Source organism: Phaeobacter inhibens DSM 16374 (assembly GCF_000473105.1).
Classification (GTDB): domain Bacteria; phylum Pseudomonadota; class Alphaproteobacteria; order Rhodobacterales; family Rhodobacteraceae; genus Phaeobacter; species Phaeobacter inhibens.
The window spans coordinates 918,052-939,254 of the sequence record NZ_KI421498.1; the positions used below are offsets into that span (position 1 = coordinate 918,052).

The following is a 21,203-nucleotide window of genomic DNA, read 5'->3' on the forward strand; positions in this document are numbered from 1 at the left end:
AGCGTTTCGACCCGAAGGCCACCTCGAACAGCGCGCCCCGTGGGGGCGTATGACAAATAAACCCCGGCACAGAGAATCCGGGCCGGGATGCGGGCTTATGCGGCGAAACGGAGGAGCTGTCAACCCTGGGCGGTCATCGCCAATGCAGCCTGAATAGACGACCGGATGTCTAAAGGTCGCAGCGCAGTTATCTGCCTCAGAGATCCCGCGCCGGTTCCAGCTCTTTCAGCCGGTAGGCCAGCACCTCAAAACGATTGGCAGTAATTTCGAATGTCACTGCATTGAGCAACTCATAAACCCGCTGCATAAGCGGATGCTCCAGCGCCACGATATACTCTTGCAGCTCATCATCGCTGAACGCCTGATAGGTATAAGCATTCGCCGCCATATTTGCAGCCTGCAGTGCCATCTGGGTCGAGGCCTGCTGATCCTTCATAAAGGCGCGCAGCCCGTCCGCGTCCAGCTGCAGATCGATCACACCGGCGGCGCTCGCCGCCATCAGGAACCGAAACTGGATTTCCTGCACCGCCTTCACACCTGTGCCATCGGCATCGATTGCCTGCCCCATGCGCTGGAACAGCTGCGGGCGCTCACTGCCCTCGGCCACCAAGTCAGAGATGATGCGCAGCCCTGCCTGCTGCTTGGTCTCATCATCCTCAACCATATGCGAGGCATTCTCTGCCTGCACCAGACGCGCGCCCAGCGGGCTGGCGTAGAACTCAGCGGCATGGGCCAGCGCGTCCTCTTCCAGCGTTTCCTCCAAAATCCCGAGTGCAATCTCGCGCATTTCCTGACGGTCAAACACATCCTGCGACAGCCGCCCCCAGGCGACACCGAAGTCGCCAGCATCCACCCCCAGCATATCCGGCGCCATTTCGGCCGACAGGGCTATACTGTCCAGCGCCACGTCAAACCCAGTGGTCTCAAGAAAGGCGAGCACCCTGCCCCGCTCTGCGGCCTGAGCGGCGGAGATTGCAAATAACGATGCAAGAACAAGACTGAAGAGCGCTTGCATCACACGGGTTCGGAACGACATGGGCTGTATCATACTCCGAAACCTAAGCGTTTTCCGGCGCGAGACAATGAAAAATCCGTTTTCCTGCTCAATGCGCAAAATCCCCCTTGCGCGCCTGCGAATTCCACTTTAAACGCCCTCTCACCCCCCGCGGAGAGGTGCCGGAGTGGTCGAACGGGGCGGTCTCGAAAACCGTTGTTCCTTCACGGGAACCCAGGGTTCGAATCCCTGTCTCTCCGCCATTATTACCTGAAAAACATGATCACTCCTGATGTGGCCCGACAAGTATTGCGGCGGGCTTATCTACCATTGTCGCCGTAATGTCGGCAGGAATGCCCGTCATTCGGTGCGGCTCCACACCTATCATTAAGTATTTTCGGTAAAAAAAAGGACTGACGCTGATCAGGAGTTGCGATTTGACTATTGCGTTCCCAAACGGATTTAACTGTCCGCTCTATACGCGTGCGGTTCTTCTTATGCGAAACCGTAACTTCGCAGACGCCGAACAGGTGATGCGCAGCTCTCTCGCGTATGAGGGGGAGACTGCGCTCAGCTATCACTATCTGGCTGAAATCGTCGCCTCCCGTCCCGGTCGCATCGGCGAGGCAATCACCCTTCAGGAAACCGCTCTGTCCCTGGCCCCGTCAAATTCGGTTTTTATTGCCGCTCTTGGATCCCGCCTGAAAGATGGCGGGTTTGACAGGCAAGCCCTTGAGACCCTGGAAACCGCTCTATCGATCGATGAGAACAGCCCGATCGCGCTCCCTCTGATCATGAGGCTTCGGCGCAAATTTCTAGCATGGGAGAGTGCGGCGCAAGAACAGCGCTGCCTTGAGAGCGTGAAGCAGGCCGGGCACACCCCGGACCCGCTGGCGTTGCTGACCTATCTTGATGATCCGCAGGTCCAGCTCGACAATGCACGACTACGGGCTCCCAAACCCAAACGGGCCAAACCGACACCCCATGATCCCGGTGCCAAGATCAGAATTGGGTATTTCTCCAGCGATTTCTATGAGCACCCGACGATGCATCTGTTCAGAGGTCCACTGAAGGCGCATGACAGGGAGAAATTCGAATTCTTCGTCTACGATCTGTTGCCAAAAGATCGATCAGAAGAAAGCGCCTTCGTTCGCGAATTCGCAGATCACTACAGGGACGTCTCAGACCTGACGGCTGAGGCGATTGCCAACCTGTCTGTCCGCGACAAGGTTGATATCGCCATCGACCTGAAGGGGGACACGTTCGCCTCAAAACAAGAGATCTTCGCCCATGGTGCAGCCCCGGTCCAAGTCTCGTTTCTTGGGTTTCCAGGTACAACCGGTATGGACATGATAGACTATATGATCGCGGATCATGCCACCATTCCCGAAGGCGCCGAGCGGTATTATAGCGAAACCATCCTCAGACTGCCCAACTGCTATCAGCCCAACAGCAATTGCCGCCACGTCCCCGAGGTCCGCAACACAAGATCTGACTACAACCTGCCGCAGGACAAATTCGTCTTCGCCAATCTGAACAACACCTATAAGGTCGGCCCGCGAGAGTTCGCCACCTGGATGAAAATACTTAAAAGAACTCCGGAGTCGGTGCTGCTCTTTTACATGGGCAAGGATGATCTCTGTGATGTCATCGCTCAAAAGACCGAGGCCCATGGCGTGGATCCGGATCGGATCATCCCCTGCGGTGCGTTACCGCAGGCTGACCACCTTGAGCGGATAGCACAGGTCGACCTGTGCCTGGATTGTTTCAGCTACAATGCCCATACAACCGCGTCCGACGCCCTGTGGGCCGGGGTTCCGATACTGACACTTGCTGGTAAACAGTTCGCAGCCCGCGTAGCCAGCAGCATACTGAGCGCAGCGCATCTGCCAGACCTGTCTGTGAAATCCGAAGAACTCTTCATCGACAAGGCTGTCAGCCTGGCAAAGAACCCAGATGAAATGATGCGGATCAAACACCACCTGAGGGAGCAAAGATTTGCCCTGCCGCTGTTTGACACCGAAGCCTGGACGAGGGATTTCGAGAACGCGCTTCATCAAATCTATCACGAGACCCAGTCCGCAGCTGGACGCTGAATTCGTTGCGCAAACGACAACATTTCAAAACTCGCTGATCGCCGCGCCTGTGGTTGTGGCGCCTATAATATGAAGTCTGTCAGCACCACGAGACGCTGGCGCCGTGCTGACGGATGAGCACTTAGGGTGACCAAGGCAGCGGCTGAAATTGAGGCGTCTGCTGGCCCATGTCAGCCAAACAGCTCATGCGCCAACTCCAGCGCATCGATCAGCACATCGACCTCTTCCTTGGTGTTGTACAACCCGAAAGAGGCCCGACAAGTGGCGGCTACGCCAAGGTGGTCCATCAGCGGCCCCGCACAATGCTGCCCTGCGCGCACGGCCACGCCCTTTTTATCAAGAATAGTGGAAATATCATGCGCATGGGCGGCACCCTCAAGCGTAAAGCTGAAAATCGCTGCCTTGTCAGCAGCTTGCCCCTGAATATTCACCCAATTCAAACCGCTTAGTCGCTCGTTGGCATAGGTCGTGATGGCGGTCTCATGTGCGGCGATATTCTCCATGCCGATGTCCATCATGTATTCTAGCGCCACGCCCAGACCGATCATCTGAACAATTCCGGGCGTTCCAGCCTCAAACTTCATCGGCGCATCATTATAGATCACCTGATCACGGGAGACTTCCTTAATCATATCGCCGCCGCCCATAAAGGGGCGCATCTCTGCCATGCGCTCGGGCCGAATGTAGATCGCGCCAGACGAGGACGGTCCATAGAGTTTGTGCCCGGTGATGGCATAGAAATCACAACCGATATCCTGCACATCCACCGGCATATGCACCGCACCCTGCGAGCCGTCGACCAAGACCGCAACGCCCTGTTCACGCGCTTCACGGCAGATGGTTTTCACATCTACAATGGTTCCCAACACATTGGAACATTGGGTAATTGCGATGAGCTTGGTCTTGGGGCCAATCGCATCCAATACCGTCTGCGGATCAAGGCTACCGTCAGCAGAAGTCTCAACCCACTTCAGCACCACCCCCTGACGCTCACGCAGGAAATGCCAAGGCACGATATTGGCATGATGCTCCATCACGCTCAGGATGATCTCATCCCCGGCTTGCAACTGCGGCATCGCCCAACCATAGGCAATGGTGTTGATGCCTTCGGTGGTGCCGGAGTTCATCACAATCGTGTTTTCATCCCCGGCATTCAGAAAACGGGAGATGGTGCCACGCACACTTTCATATTTCTCGGTCGCCAGGTTAGAAAGATAATGCAACCCTCTGTGAACGTTCGAATATTCCTCTGAATATGCACGGGTAATTGCATCAATCACCACCTGAGGTTTCTGCGCCGACGCGCCATTGTCCAGATAGGTCAGCGGCTTGCCGTTCACCTGGCGGGACAGGATCGGAAAATCGGCGCGAATTTTTTGGACGTCATACATGGTCGGGAAGTCCCAATAGTGCCGGGGCATGGGCCCCCAAGAGCAGAGAGAGAAGGAAGACGATCAAAATCGCCGACATCAAAACCGAGCCGATGGCTCGCCAGACAGATGTAAACTGATGTGCTTCTTTGATGAACAGCAGAAAGATCGCCAGCATGACGAAATTTGCCACCAGCGCAATCAGCGAGGCCGCCAACGGCAGGACCAGATGCAGCAGTATCACCGCAGCCAAAAGCACAATCTGCACCGCGTTCAGCCAGACGTTGACCGCAAGTATGTCAACAAAACGCGCCTGCCCGCCGATCCACCGACCCGTCCAGGTCAGCAGCGCGGTGATGCCAAGATGCAGGGCAAAAACCGCGCCGGCATAGGGCAGCGGGGACATGCTGGGCAGGAGACTGCCGTCGCTAGGCAGCATCGCATCTGCCACTTCAAGCATCAACGTGTTCAGCACCGCTGTCAGCAACAAAGCCAAAACGAGCGCCTGACGGGGCCAGTCAACCGACAAAAGCACCCGCGCCGCCGCAGTCGGCGCACTGAAGGTCAGGCTCGCAAGTGTTTGATAGGGTATCATTTTTTACCCCAATAAGACTGCGCCATACCGCTGATCCAGAACCAGAGAAACAACATAAACCAGAGCCCGCCGACCAGTGTCAGTTCAAATCCTGAACCGATAAAACCGGCTACAAGCCCGTTCAGCAGCATCAGCGGGCTGGCAGCCAGAAAGGCCCAGAACAACGCCAGACGGGCCTGTGCGCTGCCGCCTGAGCCGCCGAACATCCGGGCAAACCCATGGGCCAGGAACGCCAGCACATACAACAACAACGGCGCCATGAACAGCAATGCAAGCAGCGATCCGCCCAGCAGCATGTTCAGCTCTTGCCCGGTTAGATGTGCCTCCCGCGCCCGCACCGGCATCTGCGCGATGAACGCCAGAGCACAGCCAGCCATCAGAATGGCGAGCAGCCGGTCTTCATGCAGCCCCATGGCAAGACGCCGCGCAAAAACTTTGCGCGGCCCCTTATACGTGGCGACAATGTCCTGACTGACGGACATCAGCGGCGCCGGGCCAACCAGCCTTCCAGCCGGTCCACAACATTTGCCGCGATATCAGCGTCTTCGATCTCCTCAACCGCTTCAGCGAGAAACGCGAGTGTCATGAGATCCGTCGCTTCGGCATGCGGTACACCACGAGACCGGAGATAAAACAGCCCTTCTTCGTCGATCGCACCTGAGGTGGAACCATGCGAACAGGCCACGTCATCGGCGTAGATTTCCAGCTCAGGCTTGGCGAGGAACTGGCTGTCCTCGTCCAACAGCAATGACTGGGAAATCTGATATCCATCAGTCTTTTGCGCGCCTTCCTTCACCAGGATCTTGCCTTGGAAGACACCAGTGGCGCCGTTGCGCAATACCTTCTTGAAGACCTGACGGCTCTCGCAGTTCACAGCGTCATGGGTTATGAAAACGGTGTCGTCGTGGTGGAAATCCCCGTCGCCAACACAAGCGCCAGCGATATGGGCCACGGCGTCATCGCCGGTCAGCTCTATCACCGCCTCATTCCGTGTCAGGACGCCGTTCACGGTCAGGGTGAAGGATTTGAACACAGATTCAGTGCCAAGACGCGCAAACAGATGTGTTGCGGCGCGACGCTCATGGTCGCGGCCCTGTGCGCGCACCAGATGCAAGGAGCCACCGTCAGCAACGTCAATTTCCATGCATTTGTTGAACCGTGAGGCGGCAGGCCCGTTTTCCAGAATGGTCGCGGTGGCCCCGCTTTCGACACGGATCACGTGGTGCAGAATCGCATCCGAGTCTTCGGACGCGTGACGATAAATGAGGCTGACCGGTTTCGAAGGTGTCCCGGTGACGCGGATCGCGACACCATCCTGCGCAAACGCGGTATTAAGCGCTGCCAGCGGACGTGCGACAGGTGTCTGGCCGCGTGCTTCAAGAACGCCGTACAAGTCCTTGGCCCAATGAATATCTTTGGCACAGATGTCCGCAATGCGATCAATGCTGATCCCCTCCAGCGCCAGTTCATCTGAGGCATCTGCGTCAAAAACGCCATCCACGAACACGATCTTGATACGATCAAATTCGCTGAACATCGGCGCCTCGCCCGCATCAAAAACGGCGGCCGTCGGTGCCTCAGCCGCAGTCAGCGTGTCGGGGCGGGTGTATTTCCAATATTCATCGCGACGACTGGGCAGACCGAGCGTCTGAACGCGGGACAGCGCAGCTTTGCGCGCCTCTGTCAGACAGCCGCCCTCCGGCATCGTGAGCGCGGCCAGACGCGCCTCTGTTTCGCTTTGTTTTCTGTCAGCAAGCGCCATTTATACACCCTCTGCCAGAATGTCGGCGTAGCCGTTGTTCTCAACTTCCAACGCCAGCTCCGGGCCACCGGTTTTGACGATGCGACCATCGGCCATGATGTGAACGACATCGGGTTTGATGTGATCCAACAGACGCTGATAGTGGGTGATCACAAGGAAGCCACGGCCCTCATCCCGCAGGGCATTCACACCTTCGGAGACCAGCTTCATCGCGTCCACATCCAGACCGGAGTCGGTCTCATCGAGGATGCACATTTTTGGCTCCAGCATCGCCATCTGCAGAATTTCGTTACGCTTTTTCTCACCGCCGGAGAAGCCGACATTGACCGGACGCTTCAGCATATCGGCATCGATCTTCAGCGTCTTCGCCTTGGCGCGGACCTCCTTCAGGAAATCGGAGGCGCTCAGCTCTTCTTCGCCGCGGGCCTTGCGCTGCGCGTTCACTGCGGTGCGCAGGAAGGTCATGTTGCCGACACCGGGGATCTCAACCGGATATTGGAACGCCAGGAAGACGCCTGCGGCGGCGCGCTCTTCCGGCTCCATCTCCAGCAGATCTTCGCCCGCCAGCGAGGCCTCACCGTCGGTCACCTCATAGCCGTCGCGGCCAGACAGCACATAAGACAGCGTGGATTTTCCAGAGCCGTTCGGCCCCATGATCGCATGCACTTTGCCAGCTTCAACGGTGAGGTTGACGCCTTTGAGGATCTGCTTGTCCTCTTCTTCAAGTTTGACGTGCAGGTTTTTGATTTCGAGCATTTTTTCCTCGTTTATATCTCTTCGGGGCGAACCCCGGTTGTTCCTGTGCCCCGAGGGGCGAATTTTTTAGCCGAGCACCACGGCTGTTCCGCTGGCCGAGACCATCAGCATGGATTGGCCGACCACTTCGTAATCCAGATCGACGCCGACAACTGCGTTGGCGCCTTTGGCGCGGGCGCGGTCTTCCAGCTCTGCCAGCGCGGTTTCACGCGCGTCCTGCAGCTTGCTTTCATAAGAGCCGGAGCGGCCGCCAACGATATCGGTGATGGAGGCAAAAACATCGCGCACCACGTTGGCGCCCATGATGGCCTCGCCCACCACGATGCCTTTGTAGTCGGATATCTGGTAGCCTTCGACGTTTGGTGTGGTTGTGATGATCATGTTTTGATCCTTTGCTCCAAGTTTCTCACGGCCTGTTCAAGGGCCGCACGATTGGCATTCCTAAGTCTTGCAAGCGGCCGGTGCCCGAACCACCAGCCAACCAGTAAAGCCGGAAAAAGAGCTATGAACCAATACGCAGGGTTCAAAACCATAATCCCAGCAAGTCCCAACACGCCAAATCCGACTAGCAAAAGAAACGGCATCAGATAAAGCAGAGAGCGCTTCGCCGCCCTAAACTCGGCTCCTCTGTGTTCCTTGAGCATTGCCTGAATATGCTCCGGAGCTTGCAAAATCTTACCCCACCGAGCCTTCCAGCGAGATCGCAACCAGCTGCTGCGCTTCCATGGCGAACTCCATCGGCAGCGCCTGCAGCACGTCTTTGCAGAAGCCGTTGACCACCAGGGCCACCGCCTCCTCCTCGTCCATGCCGCGCTGGCGGCAATAGAACAGCTGATCGTCGTCCACCTTGGAAGTGGTCGCCTCATGCTCCACGCGCGAGGAGTTGTTCTTAACCTCAATGTAGGGAACAGTATGCGCCCCGCATTTATCGCCGATCAGCAAGCTGTCGCACTGGGTGTAGTTGCGGCTGTCCTTGGCTTTTGGGTGCATCGACACCAGGCCGCGATAGGTGTTTTGCGCCTTACCGGCGCTGATGCCCTTGGACACGATGCGGGATTTAGTGTTTTTGCCAAGGTGCACCATCTTGGTGCCGGTATCGGCCTGCTGCATGTTGTTGGCGATGGCGATCGAGTAGAACTCGCCCTGGCTTTCCTCACCGCGCAGGATGCAGGAGGGGTATTTCCATGTCACGGCAGAGCCGGTTTCCACCTGTGTCCACATCACCTTGGACCGGTCACCCCGGCAGTCGGCGCGTTTGGTCACGAAGTTGTAAATGCCGCCTTTGCCGTTCTCATCGCCCGGATACCAGTTCTGGACGGTGGAATATTTCACCTCGGCGTCTTCTTCGATGATGATTTCCACGACGGCCGCGTGCAGCTGCGCGATGTCGCGGGCCGGTGCAGTACAGCCTTCCAAGTAGCTGACATAGCTGCCTTTATCGGCAATGATCAGGGTGCGTTCGAACTGGCCGGTGTTTTCCGCGTTGATGCGGAAATAGGTCGACAGTTCCATCGGGCAGCGCACACCCGGCGGCACATAGACAAAGGAGCCGTCAGAGAATACCGCGGAGTTCAGCGTGGCATAAAAGTTATCGGAGACCGGAACCACGGTGCCGAGGTATTTTTTGACCAGCTCGGGGTGTTCGCGGATCGCTTCGGAGATCGAGCAGAAGATGACGCCTGCCTTTTTCAGCTCGGCCTGGAAGGTTGTGCCAACCGAAACGGAGTCGAACACCGCGTCAACTGCGACCTTGCGACCTTCGGCAGGCATGTTCTCAGCCCCCTCGACACCTGCAAGAATCATTTGTTCTTTCAGGGGGATACCCAGCTTTTCGTAGGTAGCGAGCAGTTTTGGATCGACCTCATCCAGCGATTTCGGCTTCACCTCCATCGATTTCGGACGGGCATAGTAATACTGGTCCTGAAAATCGATTTCAGGATAGTCGACCATCGCCCAGGTCGGCTCTTCCTTCTGCAGCCAGCGGTCATAGGCCTCAAGCCGCCAGTTCAGCATCCACTCCGGTTCTTCGTTCTTTTCTGAGATCAGCCGCACGATATCGGTGGTCAGGCCCTTGGGCGCGTATTCCATCTCGATATCGGTTTCCCAACCATATTTATAGGCGCCGCCCACCTCGCGGACCGCATCGACCGTTTCCTGGTCGACGCCTTCTTTTACCTGAACATCATCCAATGCTGTCATGGTCATCTCCTGCACTCACGCCACCCGGGCGCGATGTTTCTTTTGTTTGGCGCACCAGCTTTCGGCAAAGCGCAGCACATCCGTTTCTGTTGTGTCCGGCCCAAGCGAGACGCGTACGGCGCTCTGGGCGGTTAACTCGTCATATCCCATGGCGGTCAGCACAGCGCTGGCGCGCACTTTGCCGCTGGAGCAGGCACTGCCTGCGCTGATCGCAAAACCCGAAAGGTCCATTTGCATGACCTGGGTCTCACCCTTCCAGCCCGGGGTTGCAAAACAGCTGGTGTTGGGCAGGCGTGATGCCGATGTCCCAACAAAAATAGTATCGGGACTGCCAGCTGCAAGGGCTGCTTCCATTGTGTCGCGCAGCATTGCAACCCGCTCCCATACACCATTGGCCAGCGCCTGTGCCGCGGCCTCGGCAGCGGCCCCGAAGCCGACGATTCCGATAACATTCTCGGTGCCGGAACGACGGCCCATTTCCTGGCCACCACCTTTGATCTGCGCCGCCAGATCGGTGCCCCGTTTCAGAACAACCGCTCCGATCCCCTTGGGGCCGCCCAGTTTATGCGCCGAGATCAGCGCCATGGTTGTGCCCATCCAGTTGAAGGCTATGGGCAGCTTGCCAAAGGCCTGTGTCGCATCAGTCACCGCCAGTCCCTGCGGTAGCGTTTGGATCACGCCGGTTTCGGAATTGGCCAGCTGCAGGGCGGAGGAAACCGGGTCTGTCACATGGACCTCCCCCCCAGACGAAACCTGCAAATCTTCGACAGCCCAAGCCCTTACCGCGTCATGTTCAACCGATGCAGCATGAAGATCACGGCCATTCATCGCCAAGGCGGCCCCCTCGGTAGAGCCCGAGGTAAAGACAATATCTGCACCATCCGCCCCAAAGGCCGAGGCGATCTGCGCCCGCGCCTTCTCTACCAGCGCCTTGGCGGCCCGCCCCTCAGCATGTACCGACGACGGATTTCCGCAAATCTCCATCGCAGAGATCATCGCAGCCTTCGCAGCATCGCAAAGCGGCGTAGTAGCGTTGTGATCAAGATAGACGCGCGACATAGGCAGTGTTGGTCCTTGCTCTTACCCCTCGCCGCCGCTCAAAGCAGGCATGCGATAGTTGATTTCGTCGAAACAGCGCATCAGCGCCAGTATAAATTTTCCAAACGTGCGGGTCAGATCAGTCATCCACAACTGAGAACAGCGTCGGAACCGCCGGACAGGGAACCAGATCATTTTCGATCACGTCCGACAGGCGGGTCTGATGCAGGAAAACATACACATGGGCGCTCAGCCCCTCCCACAGACGGTTGGTCAGCGATTGCGCGCGACTTCCTGATAGCCCGCCAGAGGCACCTGCCCCCTTGTGCATGGCGTCAACGGTTTCATCCACCGCACTCAGCACATCGACCACCCGGATGTCCGAGGGCGGATGCGCCAGCCTGTAACCCCCGCCGGGGCCACGCACCGACACAACAAGGCCGCTTCGACGCAGCTTCACAAACAGTTGCTCGAGGTACGGGAGCGAAATATCCTGACGCTTGGAAATATCACCCAACACCACCAGACTGCCCTCCGGCTGCAAGGCGATATCCGCCAAGGCCACCATCGCATACCGCCCTTTGGTCGAAAGTTTCATATTTTCAAATCCTCAGACCCTGACAACACAGCGAAAAGATTGACCTCGAACGCTGCAATGCGTATCTCAGCGGGACGGCAGCGAAACTTGGCCTCTGCCACCAATTAGAACCGTTCTAAGGTGCCCTACGGAATTCGTCAAGTATTCCCGGCGGCATCCCCGAAAATAAGAGTAGGATTCACCCACACATGCCTGAGGTCATTTTTCCCGGACCCGAAGGCCGCCTGGAAGGCCGCTATCACCCGCAAAAAGAAAAAGACGCGCCCATCGCCATCGTGCTGCATCCGCATCCGCAGTTCGGCGGGACGATGAACAACAAGGTCGTCTACAATCTGCATTATGCGTTCTACAACATGGGCTTTACGGTGCTGCGGTTCAATTTCCGCGGCGTTGGCCGATCGCAGGGCGAATATGATCAAGGCGTGGGCGAATTGTCCGATGCCGCATCGGCGCTGGATTACCTGCAGTCGATGAACAACAACTCCAAGCATTGCTGGGTTGCAGGCTTCTCCTTCGGTGCCTGGATAGGTATGCAGCTGCTGATGCGCCGTCCTGAGATCACCGGCTTCATCTCGGTTGCGCCACCGGCCAATATGTATGATTTCTCGTTTCTGGCGCCCTGCCCGTCTTCCGGTCTGATCATCAACGGGACAGCCGACCGCGTGGCGCCGCCTGCGGATACGGTGAACCTGGTGAACAAACTGCATGAGCAGAAGGGCATCACCGTCACCCATACCGAAGTCGAAGGCGCTGATCATTTCTTCCAGGACCCTCATATGGATCCGATGATCGACAATGTCTCTGATTACGTCAAACGGCGGCTCACCGAAAGCTCCCGCTGATGGGCACGATTGAGACGCTGGCCCAGAAATTGGCCGCTGACACGCTAAAGGTACAGGACGCCACCGGCGAAGAGCGCCTTTATATGGAGGTGAGCCAAGTTCTGGGAGCGGCGTCTCAATCCCTTGAGGAAGCTTTCCTCACCGAAATGCGGGTGCGCCTTGCCGAACGCAAGGCGCGCGCTTTCCTCAACAGCAAAATCAGCGCCGCCAAGGCCAAGATCGCATCCAAGGCCCCAGACCATGAATGACACCTCATCGCGGCTTGAAAGCCAGTTCCGTTTCTTGATGGAGGCGGACAAGCTGCGCCGCGTGGATCGTCAGAACCTGATCCTGGACGGCTCGCGCTGTGAAAATTCCGCCGAACACAGCTGGCATCTGGCGCTTTATGCGCTGGTATTGGCCCCGTTTGCACCTGCTGATGTCTCGATTGAACGGGTGGTACAGATGTTGCTGCTGCATGATCTGGTTGAGATCGATGCAGGCGACCACCCGATTGACGGCGATGTGGACTGGGAGGCTGTTGCCAGCGCCGAAGCCGTCGCGGCGACCCGGTTGTTTTCGCTGTTACCAGCAGATCAATCCGCTTTTCTGCACGGTCTGTGGCGCGAGTTTGAAGCGAGCACGACACCGGATGCACAATGGGCCAAGCGCATTGATCACTGTCAGCCAATCTTTCAGACGCTTTATAATGCGGATGTGCCTGCTGCGCATATCGAGGTGGTCCGCGGCAATCTCTATGGCGGGCGCGCCGCCGCGTTGAAAGACGCGTTCCCCGAGGTCTATAGCCATGCGGTCGCAAAGCTTGAGGGGAGCGACCCACAGGATGTGCTGACCGCGCCCTTGGCTTTCCTTAATGAGGTCGACGCCCTGAAGACGGTTCTGCGCGCCACCACGCTCGGCGATGGTAGCCGCCACGAGAATTCCGCCGAACACAGCTGGCATATCATGCTCTACGCCTGGGTGCTGGCCCAGCACAGCCATGCGCCAGTGGACATGGCCAAAGTCCTGCAGATGCTGATGCTGCATGACATTGTCGAAATTGATGCGGGCGATGTGCCGATCCACGCAACCCTGTCGGAGGCTGATCACGCTGCCATTGCCGCAAGTGAACAGGCCGCAGCAGAACGGATTTTCGCTCTTCTGCCAGAAGATCAGGGCCAGGCGTTCCGCAGCATCTGGGAGGAGTTCGAAGCCGCCGAGAGCGCCGAAGCGGTCTATGCCAAGGCTATCGATCGCGTGCAGCCCGTCTTGCTGAACCTGATGTCCGGCGGCGGCAGCTGGCGGGAGTACAACGTGTCTCTCGCGCAGCTGGAGGCCCGCGTTGGCCAGAAAGTTGCCCGCGGCGCGCCCGCAGTCTGGGACCATGTCCGCGCCACTGTTGCCCCTTGGTTTGCCGAAAACACCAGCGCCTGATCCGGGCGCTGCGTAGGCGGGCTGCGCTCGCAGCTGATCTTCACCGGAGGTCTGATCATGCCACTTCACTATCTTTATCTTGTTCTGGCTGTTGCTGCAGAGACGATCGGCACCACCGCGCTGCAGGCCAGCCAGCAATTCACCCGCCTTGGCCCGTCACTGCTGGTGGTGGTCGGCTATGGGCTGGCCTTTTATCTGATGGCCCTGACGCTGCGCCACATGCCCGTCGGGATCGTCTACGCGATCTGGTCTGGCCTCGGGATCTTCCTCATTGCTATCATTGGCTGGGTCGTCTTTGGCCAACGGCTTGATTTGCCAGCGGTTCTGGGACTGCTATTGATCCTTGCCGGTATTCTGGTGATCCATCTGTTTTCCAACACCGCAGGACATTGATTGCGATCAGTATAGCTTCGCGAATGGCTGACGAAACGCCACACCCCGGGCCGGATCGGCGCCACGCGGGCAAAAAGATGTATTTCCTCTGGTCTTTGGTGGCCTATCACGCTATGCGCGCGTCAACTTCCTTACAAAGGCTGACGTCATGGACCTGCGCAACATTGCGATCATTGCTCACGTGGACCACGGGAAAACCACCCTGGTTGACGAGCTTCTGAAACAATCCGGCGCCTTCCGCGAAAACCAGGCTGTGGCGGAACGCGCCATGGACAGCAACGATCTGGAACGCGAGCGGGGCATCACAATTCTGGCCAAGGCCACTTCGGTGGAGTGGAACGGAACCCGGATCAACATCGTCGATACCCCCGGCCACGCCGATTTCGGCGGCGAGGTCGAGCGGATCCTGTCCATGGTGGACGGTGTTGTCCTGCTGGTGGACGCCGCTGAAGGCCCGATGCCGCAGACCAAATTCGTGACCTCCAAGGCTCTGGCCCTTGGTCTGCGCCCGATCGTGGTCGTGAACAAAGTCGACAAACCCGATGGCGAACCGGACCGCGCGCTGGACCAGTGTTTTGACCTCTTCGCCAACCTCGGCGCGGATGACGACCAGCTGGACTTCCCGACGATGTATGCATCCGGTCGCTCTGGTTGGGCTGATATGGAGCTGGACGGTCCCCGCAAGGATCTTTCGGCCATGTTCCAATTGATCGTTGATCACGTTCCTGCCCCCAAGCAGATCGAGCATAAGAACGAGCCGTTCCGCATGCTGGCAACCACTTTGGGCGCCGACCCCTTCATGGGCCGCATCCTGACCGGCCGTGTTGAATCCGGCACCCTGAAGGCAGGCGACAACCTCAAGGCGCTGAGCCGCGAGGGCGACCTGATCGAGAACTTCCGCTGTACCAAGGTTCTGGCCTTCCGCGGTCTGGGTCAGCAGGCCATCGACGTAGCCGAAGCCGGCGATATCGTCTCCATTGCGGGGATGACCAAGGCCACCGTGGCGGACTCGCTGGTGGATACCTCGGTCAGTGAAGCCCTGCCCGCGCAGCCGATTGATCCGCCCACCATCACCGTAACCTTTGGCATCAATGACAGCCCGCTGGCGGGTCGCGATGGCAAGAAGGTTCAGTCCCGCGTCATTCGGGATCGTCTGATGAAGGAAGCCGAATCCAACGTCGCGATTCAGATCTCCGACACCCCCGGCGGCGAGGCCTTTGAGGTTGCCGGTCGCGGCGAACTCCAGATGGGTGTTCTGATTGAGAACATGCGTCGCGAGGGCTTTGAACTGTCGATCTCCCGTCCGCAGGTTCTGTTCAAAGAAGAAGACGGCGTCCGCATGGAGCCGGTTGAGGAAGCCACCATCGACGTCGATGATGAATATTCCGGCGTTGTCATCGAAAAACTGACCGGTCACCGCAAGGGTGAGCTGGTTGAGATGAAACCCGCAGGCGTTGGCAAGACCCGCATCATCGCACATGTGCCCTCCCGTGGCCTGATCGGCTATCACGGCGAGTTCCTGACCGACACCCGCGGCACTGGCGTTCTGAACCGCGTGTTCCACGGCTGGACCCCGCACAAAGGGTCCATTCCCGGCCGTCGCGCTGGTGTTCTGATCTCCATGGAGAACGGCACCTCGGTCGCCTACGCCCTGTGGAACCTCGAAGAGCGTGGCAAGATGATGATCGGCGCGCAGGAAGACGTCTATACCGGCATGATCATCGGCGAGCACAGCCGCGATAACGATCTGGAAGTCAACCCGCTGAAGGGCAAGAAGCTGACCAACGTCCGCGCCTCCGGCACCGATGATGCCGTGCGTCTGACCACACCGATGAAGCTCTCGCTGGAAGAGGCGATCGCCTATATCGACGATGATGAGTTGGTGGAGGTGACCCCGAACTCCGTGCGTCTGCGCAAGCGTTACCTCGATCCGCATGAGCGCAAGCGGATGGCCCGCGCCAACGCGTAAGCCCCCTTCGACACTGAGACCATCAGAGGCCGCCCAGAATTAAGGGCGGCCTTTTTGCTATCTGTTTACCGCGTGCTACCCTTCGGGAAACAGGGATTTATCCAAGGGAAGACAGCATGCGCAAACTACAGGTTCAGGGCGTTCATCATATCACCTTGACCGGTGCCGACCGGCAGACGTCAATCGATTTCTGGGAGGGCGTGCTGGGCATGCCATTCATTTTCGACCAGCCCAATCTGGATGACCCGGACGAAGGACATCTCTACTTTGATCCCGGCGATGGTCGACTGATCACGGTCTTCACCAATGAGACCCGAACGGCCGACCGTCGCCGCACGCCGATGGATCCCGGCTGTGTCCACCATCTGGCCTTCAACGTCTCAAAGGCGACATTTGCCCAAGCCGTTGAGCGGCTGGACGAACGCGGCATCGGGCATTCGGGACCAAAGGACCGGGGCTTTATGGATTCGATCTACTTCAAGGATCCGATGGGATTGCTGATCGAACTCGCCTGTTACAAATTTGAACCTCCGATGGGGTGTTCCCATGCCGATGTGATGATCACCGCACATCGAATTCGAGTCGCCGCCGGAGACTATAATATTCAGGAGAAACACCTGGCCGACGCGATTGAGCAGCTAGTCGAACGTCGGCAACAGACCCTATCTGAGGACCGCACACCCCGGAACCCCTATTGAAACTGCGACAGGCATTCTGACAAACGAAAAAGAGCGGCCAACGGCCGCTCTCCTCACATCTTCAACAGGCTGATCAGTGGTTACTCGCTGATCTCCACCACCATCAGCTCCCGCTCAGAGGCGTCGCGCGCATGGCTTAGCGCCTCCTGATATTCGGGGCTGTTGTAGCAATCCACGGCGGCATCTACGCTGGGGAACTTTGCCACCACGTTACGAGGGCGTTCCTTGCCTTCCAACTGGACAAACCGGCCACCACGGGCAATGAACTGCCCTCCATGTTTGGCAACGGCCGGTCCCGCCAGCTCGGCGTATTTGCCGTAGGCCTCGGCATCGGTGACGGTAACATGCGCAATCCAGAGTGCTGGCATCGAAGGCGTTCCTTTGTCTGACGATCTTTCCGGCAGGTTACGGGAATTGCCAGAAAGACCAAGTCATTTTTGATCAGACGATCAAACAGTTATGTTAACCGGCCAGCAGGGCCTCTGCCGCCTTGATCGCCTCCTCAGCGCCAGCGAAATCCTTGCCGCCGCCCTGCGCCATATCGGGACGGCCACCGCCGCCCTTGCCGCCGACCGCCGGAACCGCCGCCTTCAGGACATCAACCGCAGACACTTCTGCCGTCAGATCATCCGTGACACCCGCGGCCACCGCCACCTTGCCACCATCATTGGCGATCAGCAGGATCACACCGGAGCCGATTTTCTGCTTATGGGCATCAATCAATCCACGCAGGTCCTTGCCGGAGACACCTTCCAGCGCCTGACCGAGGAAAGTCTTGCCGCCGACCTCCTTGGTCTCTGAGGCGCCACCAGCACCGCCGCCCATCGCGACCTGCTGTTTCAGCTGCGACACCTCGTTTTGCAGCGCCTTGCGTTCATCCATCAGCGCCCTGAGACGGTCCATGACCTCCTCGGGCTGTGCCTTGAGGCTATTCGCCACCTCTGCCATCCGCAGGGCCTCTCGGTCGAGATGGGCAAAGGCCTCGGCACCGGTCAGCGCCTCGATCCGGCGCACACCGGCAGAAGATGCACTGTCACTCAGGATCACAAATGTGCCGATGTCCCCGGTCCGGCGCACATGAGTGCCGCCGCACAGCTCGATCGAATAGGTGTTGCCATCCTGGCCCTTGCCGGTGGCGGCTTCGCCCATGGAGACCACGCGCACTTCGTCGCCGTATTTTTCACCGAACAGTGCCTGCGCGCCTAGGGCGCGGGCATCATCCGGCGTCATGATCCGGGTTTCAACGACGGTGTTCTGGCGAATAAACCGGTTCACATCAACGGCCACCCGGCGCAGTTCTTCCGCGCTCAGCGCCTTGCTATGGCTGAAGTCGAACCGCAGGCGATCATCCGCATTGAGCGAGCCGCGTTGCGCCACATGATCCCCCAGCGCCTCGCGCAGGGCCTCGTGCAGCAGATGCGTGGCGGAATGGTTCGCACGAATGGCGCTACGGCGGAGGTGATCCACCTCCAACTGGGCTGCGGCGCCTTTGGTGATCATGCCGCTCTCGACCTTGCCAAAGTGGATAAAGACGCCAGCGGCTTTCTTGGTGTCCATCACCCGAACCACACCGCCATCGACACGGATCTCGCCGCTGTCGCCGACCTGCCCACCGGACTCCGCATAAAACGGGGTCTGATTCAGGACGACCTGCACATCGGTGCCGACACCGGCTTCGGCAACCTGGGCGCCATCAACCACAAGCGCCATGATCTGGCCTTCAGCCGCCTCGGTCTCATAGCCGAGGAAATCGGTGGTGCCAGCCTGATCAGCAACATCAAACCAGATGGTGCTGTCCGCCGATTCACCCGACCCTGACCATGCTGCGCGCGCCTTGGCCTTCTGCTCCGCCATAGCGCTGTCAAACCCGTCGGTGTCCACGGTCCGGCCCTTTTCGCGCAAGGCGTCCTGGGTCAGATCCAGCGGAAATCCGAAAGTGTCATAAAGCTTGAACGCCGCAGCACCGGGCAACGGAGCGCCCTCATCCAGACCGGACAATTCGTCGTCCAGCAGCTTCAGGCCGCGATCCAGCGTCTGCTTGAACCGGGTCTCTTCCTGATGCAGCGTCTCTTCGATCATCGGCTGTGCGCGGCCCAGCTCAGGATAGGCTGCCCCCATCTGCTGCACCAGCGCTGGCACCAAGCGGTGCATCACCGGATCCTTGGCGCCCAGAAGATGCGCATGACGCATCGCGCGGCGCATAATGCGACGCAATACATAGCCGCGCCCGTCGTTCGACGGCATCACACCATCGGCCATCAGGAAGGATGTCGAGCGCAAGTGGTCTGCAATCACCCGGTGGTGGACGTTCTGGTCACCATATGGATCCACATTGGTCACATCGGCCGAGGCTTCGATCAAGGCCTTGAACAGGTCGGTGTCGTAGTTGTCGTGGCTGCCCTGCAAGAGTGCGCCGATCCGCTCCAGCCCCATGCCGGTATCGATCGACTGCATGTCGAGCGCCTTCATCGTGCCATCTTCGAACTGCTCGTTCTGCATGAAGACGACATTCCAGATCTCGATAAACCGGTCGCCATCTTCATCGGCACTGCCCGGAGGGCCGCCCCAAATGTGATCGCCGTGATCATAGAAAATCTCGGTGCAGGGCCCACAGGGGCCGGTCGGCCCCATCTGCCAGAAATTGTCGGAAGTATCGATGCGAATGATCCGGTCTTCGGGCACGCCGACCTTCTTCCAGATCTCGAACGCCTCGTCATCGGTGTGATAAACCGTGGTCAGAAGGCGGCTCTTGTCGATGCCGAATTCCTTGGTGATCAGCTCCCAGGCAAAGGGGATCGCCTCTTCCTTGAAGTAATCGCCAAAAGAAAAATTCCCCAGCATTTCAAAGAACGTATGGTGACGCGCGGTATAGCCGACATTGTCGAGGTCGTTGTGTTTACCGCCTGCCCGCACACATTTTTGCGAGGTCGTCGCGCGTTTGTAGTCGCGGGTTTCTACCCCGGTAAAGCAGTTCTTGAACTGAACCATGCCCGAGTTGGCGAACATCAGGGTTGGATCATTGCGCGGCACCAACGGGCTGGAGGACACAATCTCATGCCCTTGCTTTGCAAAGTAGTTCAGAAAGGTTGAGCGGATATCATTGAGCGTCGGCATAATCGGATCTCTCGGCTGGCTGTCTCAGCGGTTCGGGAAGATGTATCCGCCCCCAGAGAGCCTGTCCAGCGCTGCGGTGCGGAAAGCCGACATGAAAAAAGGGCGCGGAGAGATCCGCGCCCTGATTTGATCAGATTTTCCCAGCATTATCTGTGCTATGAACAGGTATTATCGCGTCTTGGCACATAACAGGGCCACCTGCGCCCTCATTGTCAGGCTTCCAGGATGTCGTCGTCCGCGCCTTCCGGTCGGTCAAACTCAAGCCCATGAGCCGCGCGGATCTTATCCTCGATATCATAGGCGATATGGGCGTTTTCACGCAGATAGGTTTTGGCGTTTTCACGCCCCTGCCCAATGCGCTCATCCCCGTAGGAGAACCAGGCACCGGATTTCGCCACAACACCTGCGGCAACACCCAGATCCAGCAGTTCGCCCATCTTGGAGATGCCTTCACCATACATGATGTCGAATTCCACCTGTTTGAACGGTGGGGCCACTTTGTTCTTCACGACCTTCACGCGGGTTGCGTTGCCGACGACCTCATCCCGGTCCTTGATCGCGCCGATACGGCGGATATCCAGGCGGACGGAGGAATAGAATTTCAGCGCGTTACCACCAGTTGTGGTTTCGGGCGAGCCGAACATAACGCCAATCTTCATCCGGATCTGGTTGATGAAGATCACCATGCAGTTGGAACGGCTGATGGAGCCGGTCAGTTTGCGCATGGCCTGGCTCATCAGGCGGGCCTGCACGCCGACGCTGCTGTCGCCCATGTCCCCTTCCAGCTCCGACTTGGGTGTCAGCGCCGCAACAGAATCCACGATCACCATGTTCACCGCCCCGGAGCGCACCAGAGTATCGGTGATTTCCAACGCCTGTTCACCGGTATCGGGCTGCGAAATCAGCAGCTCGTCCAGATCGACACCCAGCTTGGCCGCATACTGCGGGTCCAGCGCGTGTTCCGCATCCACAAAGGCGCAAACGCCGCCTTTCTTCTGCTGCTCTGCAATACAATGCAGGGTCAGCGTTGTCTTGCCCGAGCTTTCAGGGCCGTAGATTTCAACGATACGCCCCATCGGCAAGCCACCGATACCCAGTGCGATATCCAGCCCCAGCGACCCGGTCGAGGAGGCCTCGATCTCATTCAGGGGGTTTCCGTCGCCGAGCTTCATAATGGAGCCCTTGCCGAACTGCCGCTCAATCTGCGCCAGGGCGCTATCAAGCGCCTTTTGTTTATCGCCGCTCTTCTTGTTGTCTTTCATGGTCAAAAGATCCGCCATAGTCCCTTGTCCCTTTCTATGTGTCACACCCGCGAGCGGGCGGCAATCACTGCTTTGTTCGCCTCTTGTTCTATATGAGATCAAAA

Annotated in this window: 20 protein-coding genes and 1 tRNA gene; 8 read left to right on the top strand and 13 right to left on the bottom strand. The window is 58.3% G+C overall.

The window, feature by feature from the left end; all coding sequences use genetic code 11:
* Positions 1-196 precede the first annotated feature (196 nt).
* The gene (locus tag INHI_RS0108060) at positions 197-1,048 is read right to left on the bottom strand and encodes a DUF2059 domain-containing protein (RefSeq protein ID WP_027247324.1); all 852 of its coding nucleotides are present in this window, start codon (positions 1,046-1,048) and stop codon (positions 197-199) included.
* Between the two features lie 119 nt (positions 1,049-1,167).
* On the opposite strand from INHI_RS0108060, the gene INHI_RS0108065 reads away from it, so the two are divergent.
* A tRNA-Ser gene (locus INHI_RS0108065) sits at positions 1,168-1,257 on the top strand.
* A 234-nt stretch (positions 1,258-1,491) separates the two neighbouring features.
* The gene (locus INHI_RS0108070; protein WP_254656863.1) at positions 1,492-3,090 is read left to right on the top strand and encodes an O-linked N-acetylglucosamine transferase, SPINDLY family protein; all 1,599 of its coding nucleotides are present in this window, start codon (positions 1,492-1,494) and stop codon (positions 3,088-3,090) included.
* A 170-nt stretch (positions 3,091-3,260) separates the two neighbouring features.
* On the opposite strand, the gene INHI_RS0108075 is transcribed toward INHI_RS0108070, so the two are convergent.
* The 9 genes from INHI_RS0108075 to iscR form a co-directional block, all read right to left on the bottom strand.
* Positions 3,261-4,481, bottom strand: a complete 1,221-nt coding sequence (locus tag INHI_RS0108075) for a cysteine desulfurase (protein ID WP_027247326.1) — start codon at positions 4,479-4,481, stop codon at positions 3,261-3,263.
* Complete coding sequence (locus INHI_RS0108080; RefSeq protein WP_014874654.1) at positions 4,474-5,055, bottom strand: YIP1 family protein; 582 nt, start codon at positions 5,053-5,055, stop codon at positions 4,474-4,476. The genes INHI_RS0108075 and INHI_RS0108080 overlap by 8 nt, the downstream gene beginning before the upstream one ends.
* Complete coding sequence (locus tag INHI_RS0108085) at positions 5,052-5,537, bottom strand: hypothetical protein (protein ID WP_014879984.1); 486 nt, start codon at positions 5,535-5,537, stop codon at positions 5,052-5,054. The genes INHI_RS0108080 and INHI_RS0108085 overlap by 4 nt, the downstream gene beginning before the upstream one ends.
* Positions 5,537-6,817 carry a SufB/SufD family protein gene (locus INHI_RS0108090; RefSeq protein ID WP_027247327.1) on the bottom strand — a complete coding sequence of 427 codons (1,281 nt, stop codon included), beginning with the start codon at positions 6,815-6,817 and terminating at the stop codon, positions 5,537-5,539. Before INHI_RS0108090 ends, INHI_RS0108085 begins: the two co-directional genes overlap by 1 nt.
* Complete coding sequence (sufC, locus tag INHI_RS0108095) at positions 6,818-7,573, bottom strand: Fe-S cluster assembly ATPase SufC (protein WP_014879982.1); 756 nt, start codon at positions 7,571-7,573, stop codon at positions 6,818-6,820.
* Positions 7,574-7,639: 66 nt separating this feature from the next.
* Positions 7,640-7,954 (bottom strand): heavy metal-binding domain-containing protein, encoded by a 315-nt coding sequence (locus INHI_RS0108100; RefSeq protein ID WP_027247328.1) that lies wholly within the window; start codon positions 7,952-7,954, stop codon positions 7,640-7,642.
* Between the two features lie 294 nt (positions 7,955-8,248).
* Positions 8,249-9,772: a Fe-S cluster assembly protein SufB gene (gene sufB / locus INHI_RS0108110; RefSeq protein ID WP_014874649.1), complete on the bottom strand. Its 1,524-nt coding sequence runs from the start codon at positions 9,770-9,772 to the stop codon at positions 8,249-8,251.
* A 15-nt stretch (positions 9,773-9,787) separates the two neighbouring features.
* Positions 9,788-10,831, bottom strand: a complete 1,044-nt coding sequence (locus INHI_RS0108115) for a cysteine desulfurase family protein (protein WP_027247330.1) — start codon at positions 10,829-10,831, stop codon at positions 9,788-9,790.
* Between the two features lie 118 nt (positions 10,832-10,949).
* Positions 10,950-11,408 carry a Fe-S cluster assembly transcriptional regulator IscR gene (gene iscR, locus INHI_RS0108125; RefSeq protein WP_014874647.1) on the bottom strand — a complete coding sequence of 153 codons (459 nt, stop codon included), beginning with the start codon at positions 11,406-11,408 and terminating at the stop codon, positions 10,950-10,952.
* Positions 11,409-11,596: 188 nt separating this feature from the next.
* Here iscR and INHI_RS0108130 point away from each other — a divergent pair, with 188 nt between their 5' ends.
* From INHI_RS0108130 to INHI_RS0108155, 6 genes are all read left to right on the top strand, one after another.
* Complete coding sequence (locus INHI_RS0108130) at positions 11,597-12,250, top strand: alpha/beta hydrolase (protein ID WP_014874646.1); 654 nt, start codon at positions 11,597-11,599, stop codon at positions 12,248-12,250.
* Positions 12,250-12,498, top strand: a complete 249-nt coding sequence (locus INHI_RS0108135; protein ID WP_014874645.1) for a hypothetical protein — start codon at positions 12,250-12,252, stop codon at positions 12,496-12,498. The genes INHI_RS0108130 and INHI_RS0108135 overlap by 1 nt, the downstream gene beginning before the upstream one ends.
* Entirely contained in the window at positions 12,491-13,663 is a 1,173-nt protein-coding gene (locus tag INHI_RS0108140) for an HD domain-containing protein (protein ID WP_027247331.1), read from the top strand. The genes INHI_RS0108135 and INHI_RS0108140 overlap by 8 nt, the downstream gene beginning before the upstream one ends.
* Positions 13,664-13,720: 57 nt before the next feature.
* A complete protein-coding gene (locus INHI_RS0108145; RefSeq protein WP_014874643.1) occupies positions 13,721-14,056 on the top strand; it encodes a DMT family transporter in 336 nt (111 codons plus the stop codon).
* Between the two features lie 148 nt (positions 14,057-14,204).
* Positions 14,205-16,025, top strand: a complete 1,821-nt coding sequence (gene typA, locus INHI_RS0108150) for a translational GTPase TypA (protein ID WP_014874642.1) — start codon at positions 14,205-14,207, stop codon at positions 16,023-16,025.
* Positions 16,026-16,141: 116 nt separating this feature from the next.
* Positions 16,142-16,723, top strand: a complete 582-nt coding sequence (locus tag INHI_RS0108155) for a VOC family protein (protein WP_027247332.1) — start codon at positions 16,142-16,144, stop codon at positions 16,721-16,723.
* 80 nt (positions 16,724-16,803) lie between these two features.
* Here INHI_RS0108155 and INHI_RS0108160 read toward each other — a convergent pair whose 3' ends face one another.
* From INHI_RS0108160 to recA, 3 genes are all read right to left on the bottom strand, one after another.
* Positions 16,804-17,091, bottom strand: coding sequence for a DUF1330 domain-containing protein (locus INHI_RS0108160; RefSeq protein WP_014874640.1), 288 nt, complete (start codon positions 17,089-17,091; stop codon positions 16,804-16,806).
* Positions 17,092-17,185: 94 nt separating this feature from the next.
* Positions 17,186-19,837, bottom strand: coding sequence for an alanine--tRNA ligase (alaS, locus tag INHI_RS0108165; RefSeq protein WP_027247333.1), 2,652 nt, complete (start codon positions 19,835-19,837; stop codon positions 17,186-17,188).
* A gap of 212 nt (positions 19,838-20,049) precedes the next feature.
* Positions 20,050-21,117: a recombinase RecA gene (gene recA / locus INHI_RS0108175; protein WP_014874638.1), complete on the bottom strand. Its 1,068-nt coding sequence runs from the start codon at positions 21,115-21,117 to the stop codon at positions 20,050-20,052.
* Positions 21,118-21,203: the final 86 nt, after the last annotated feature.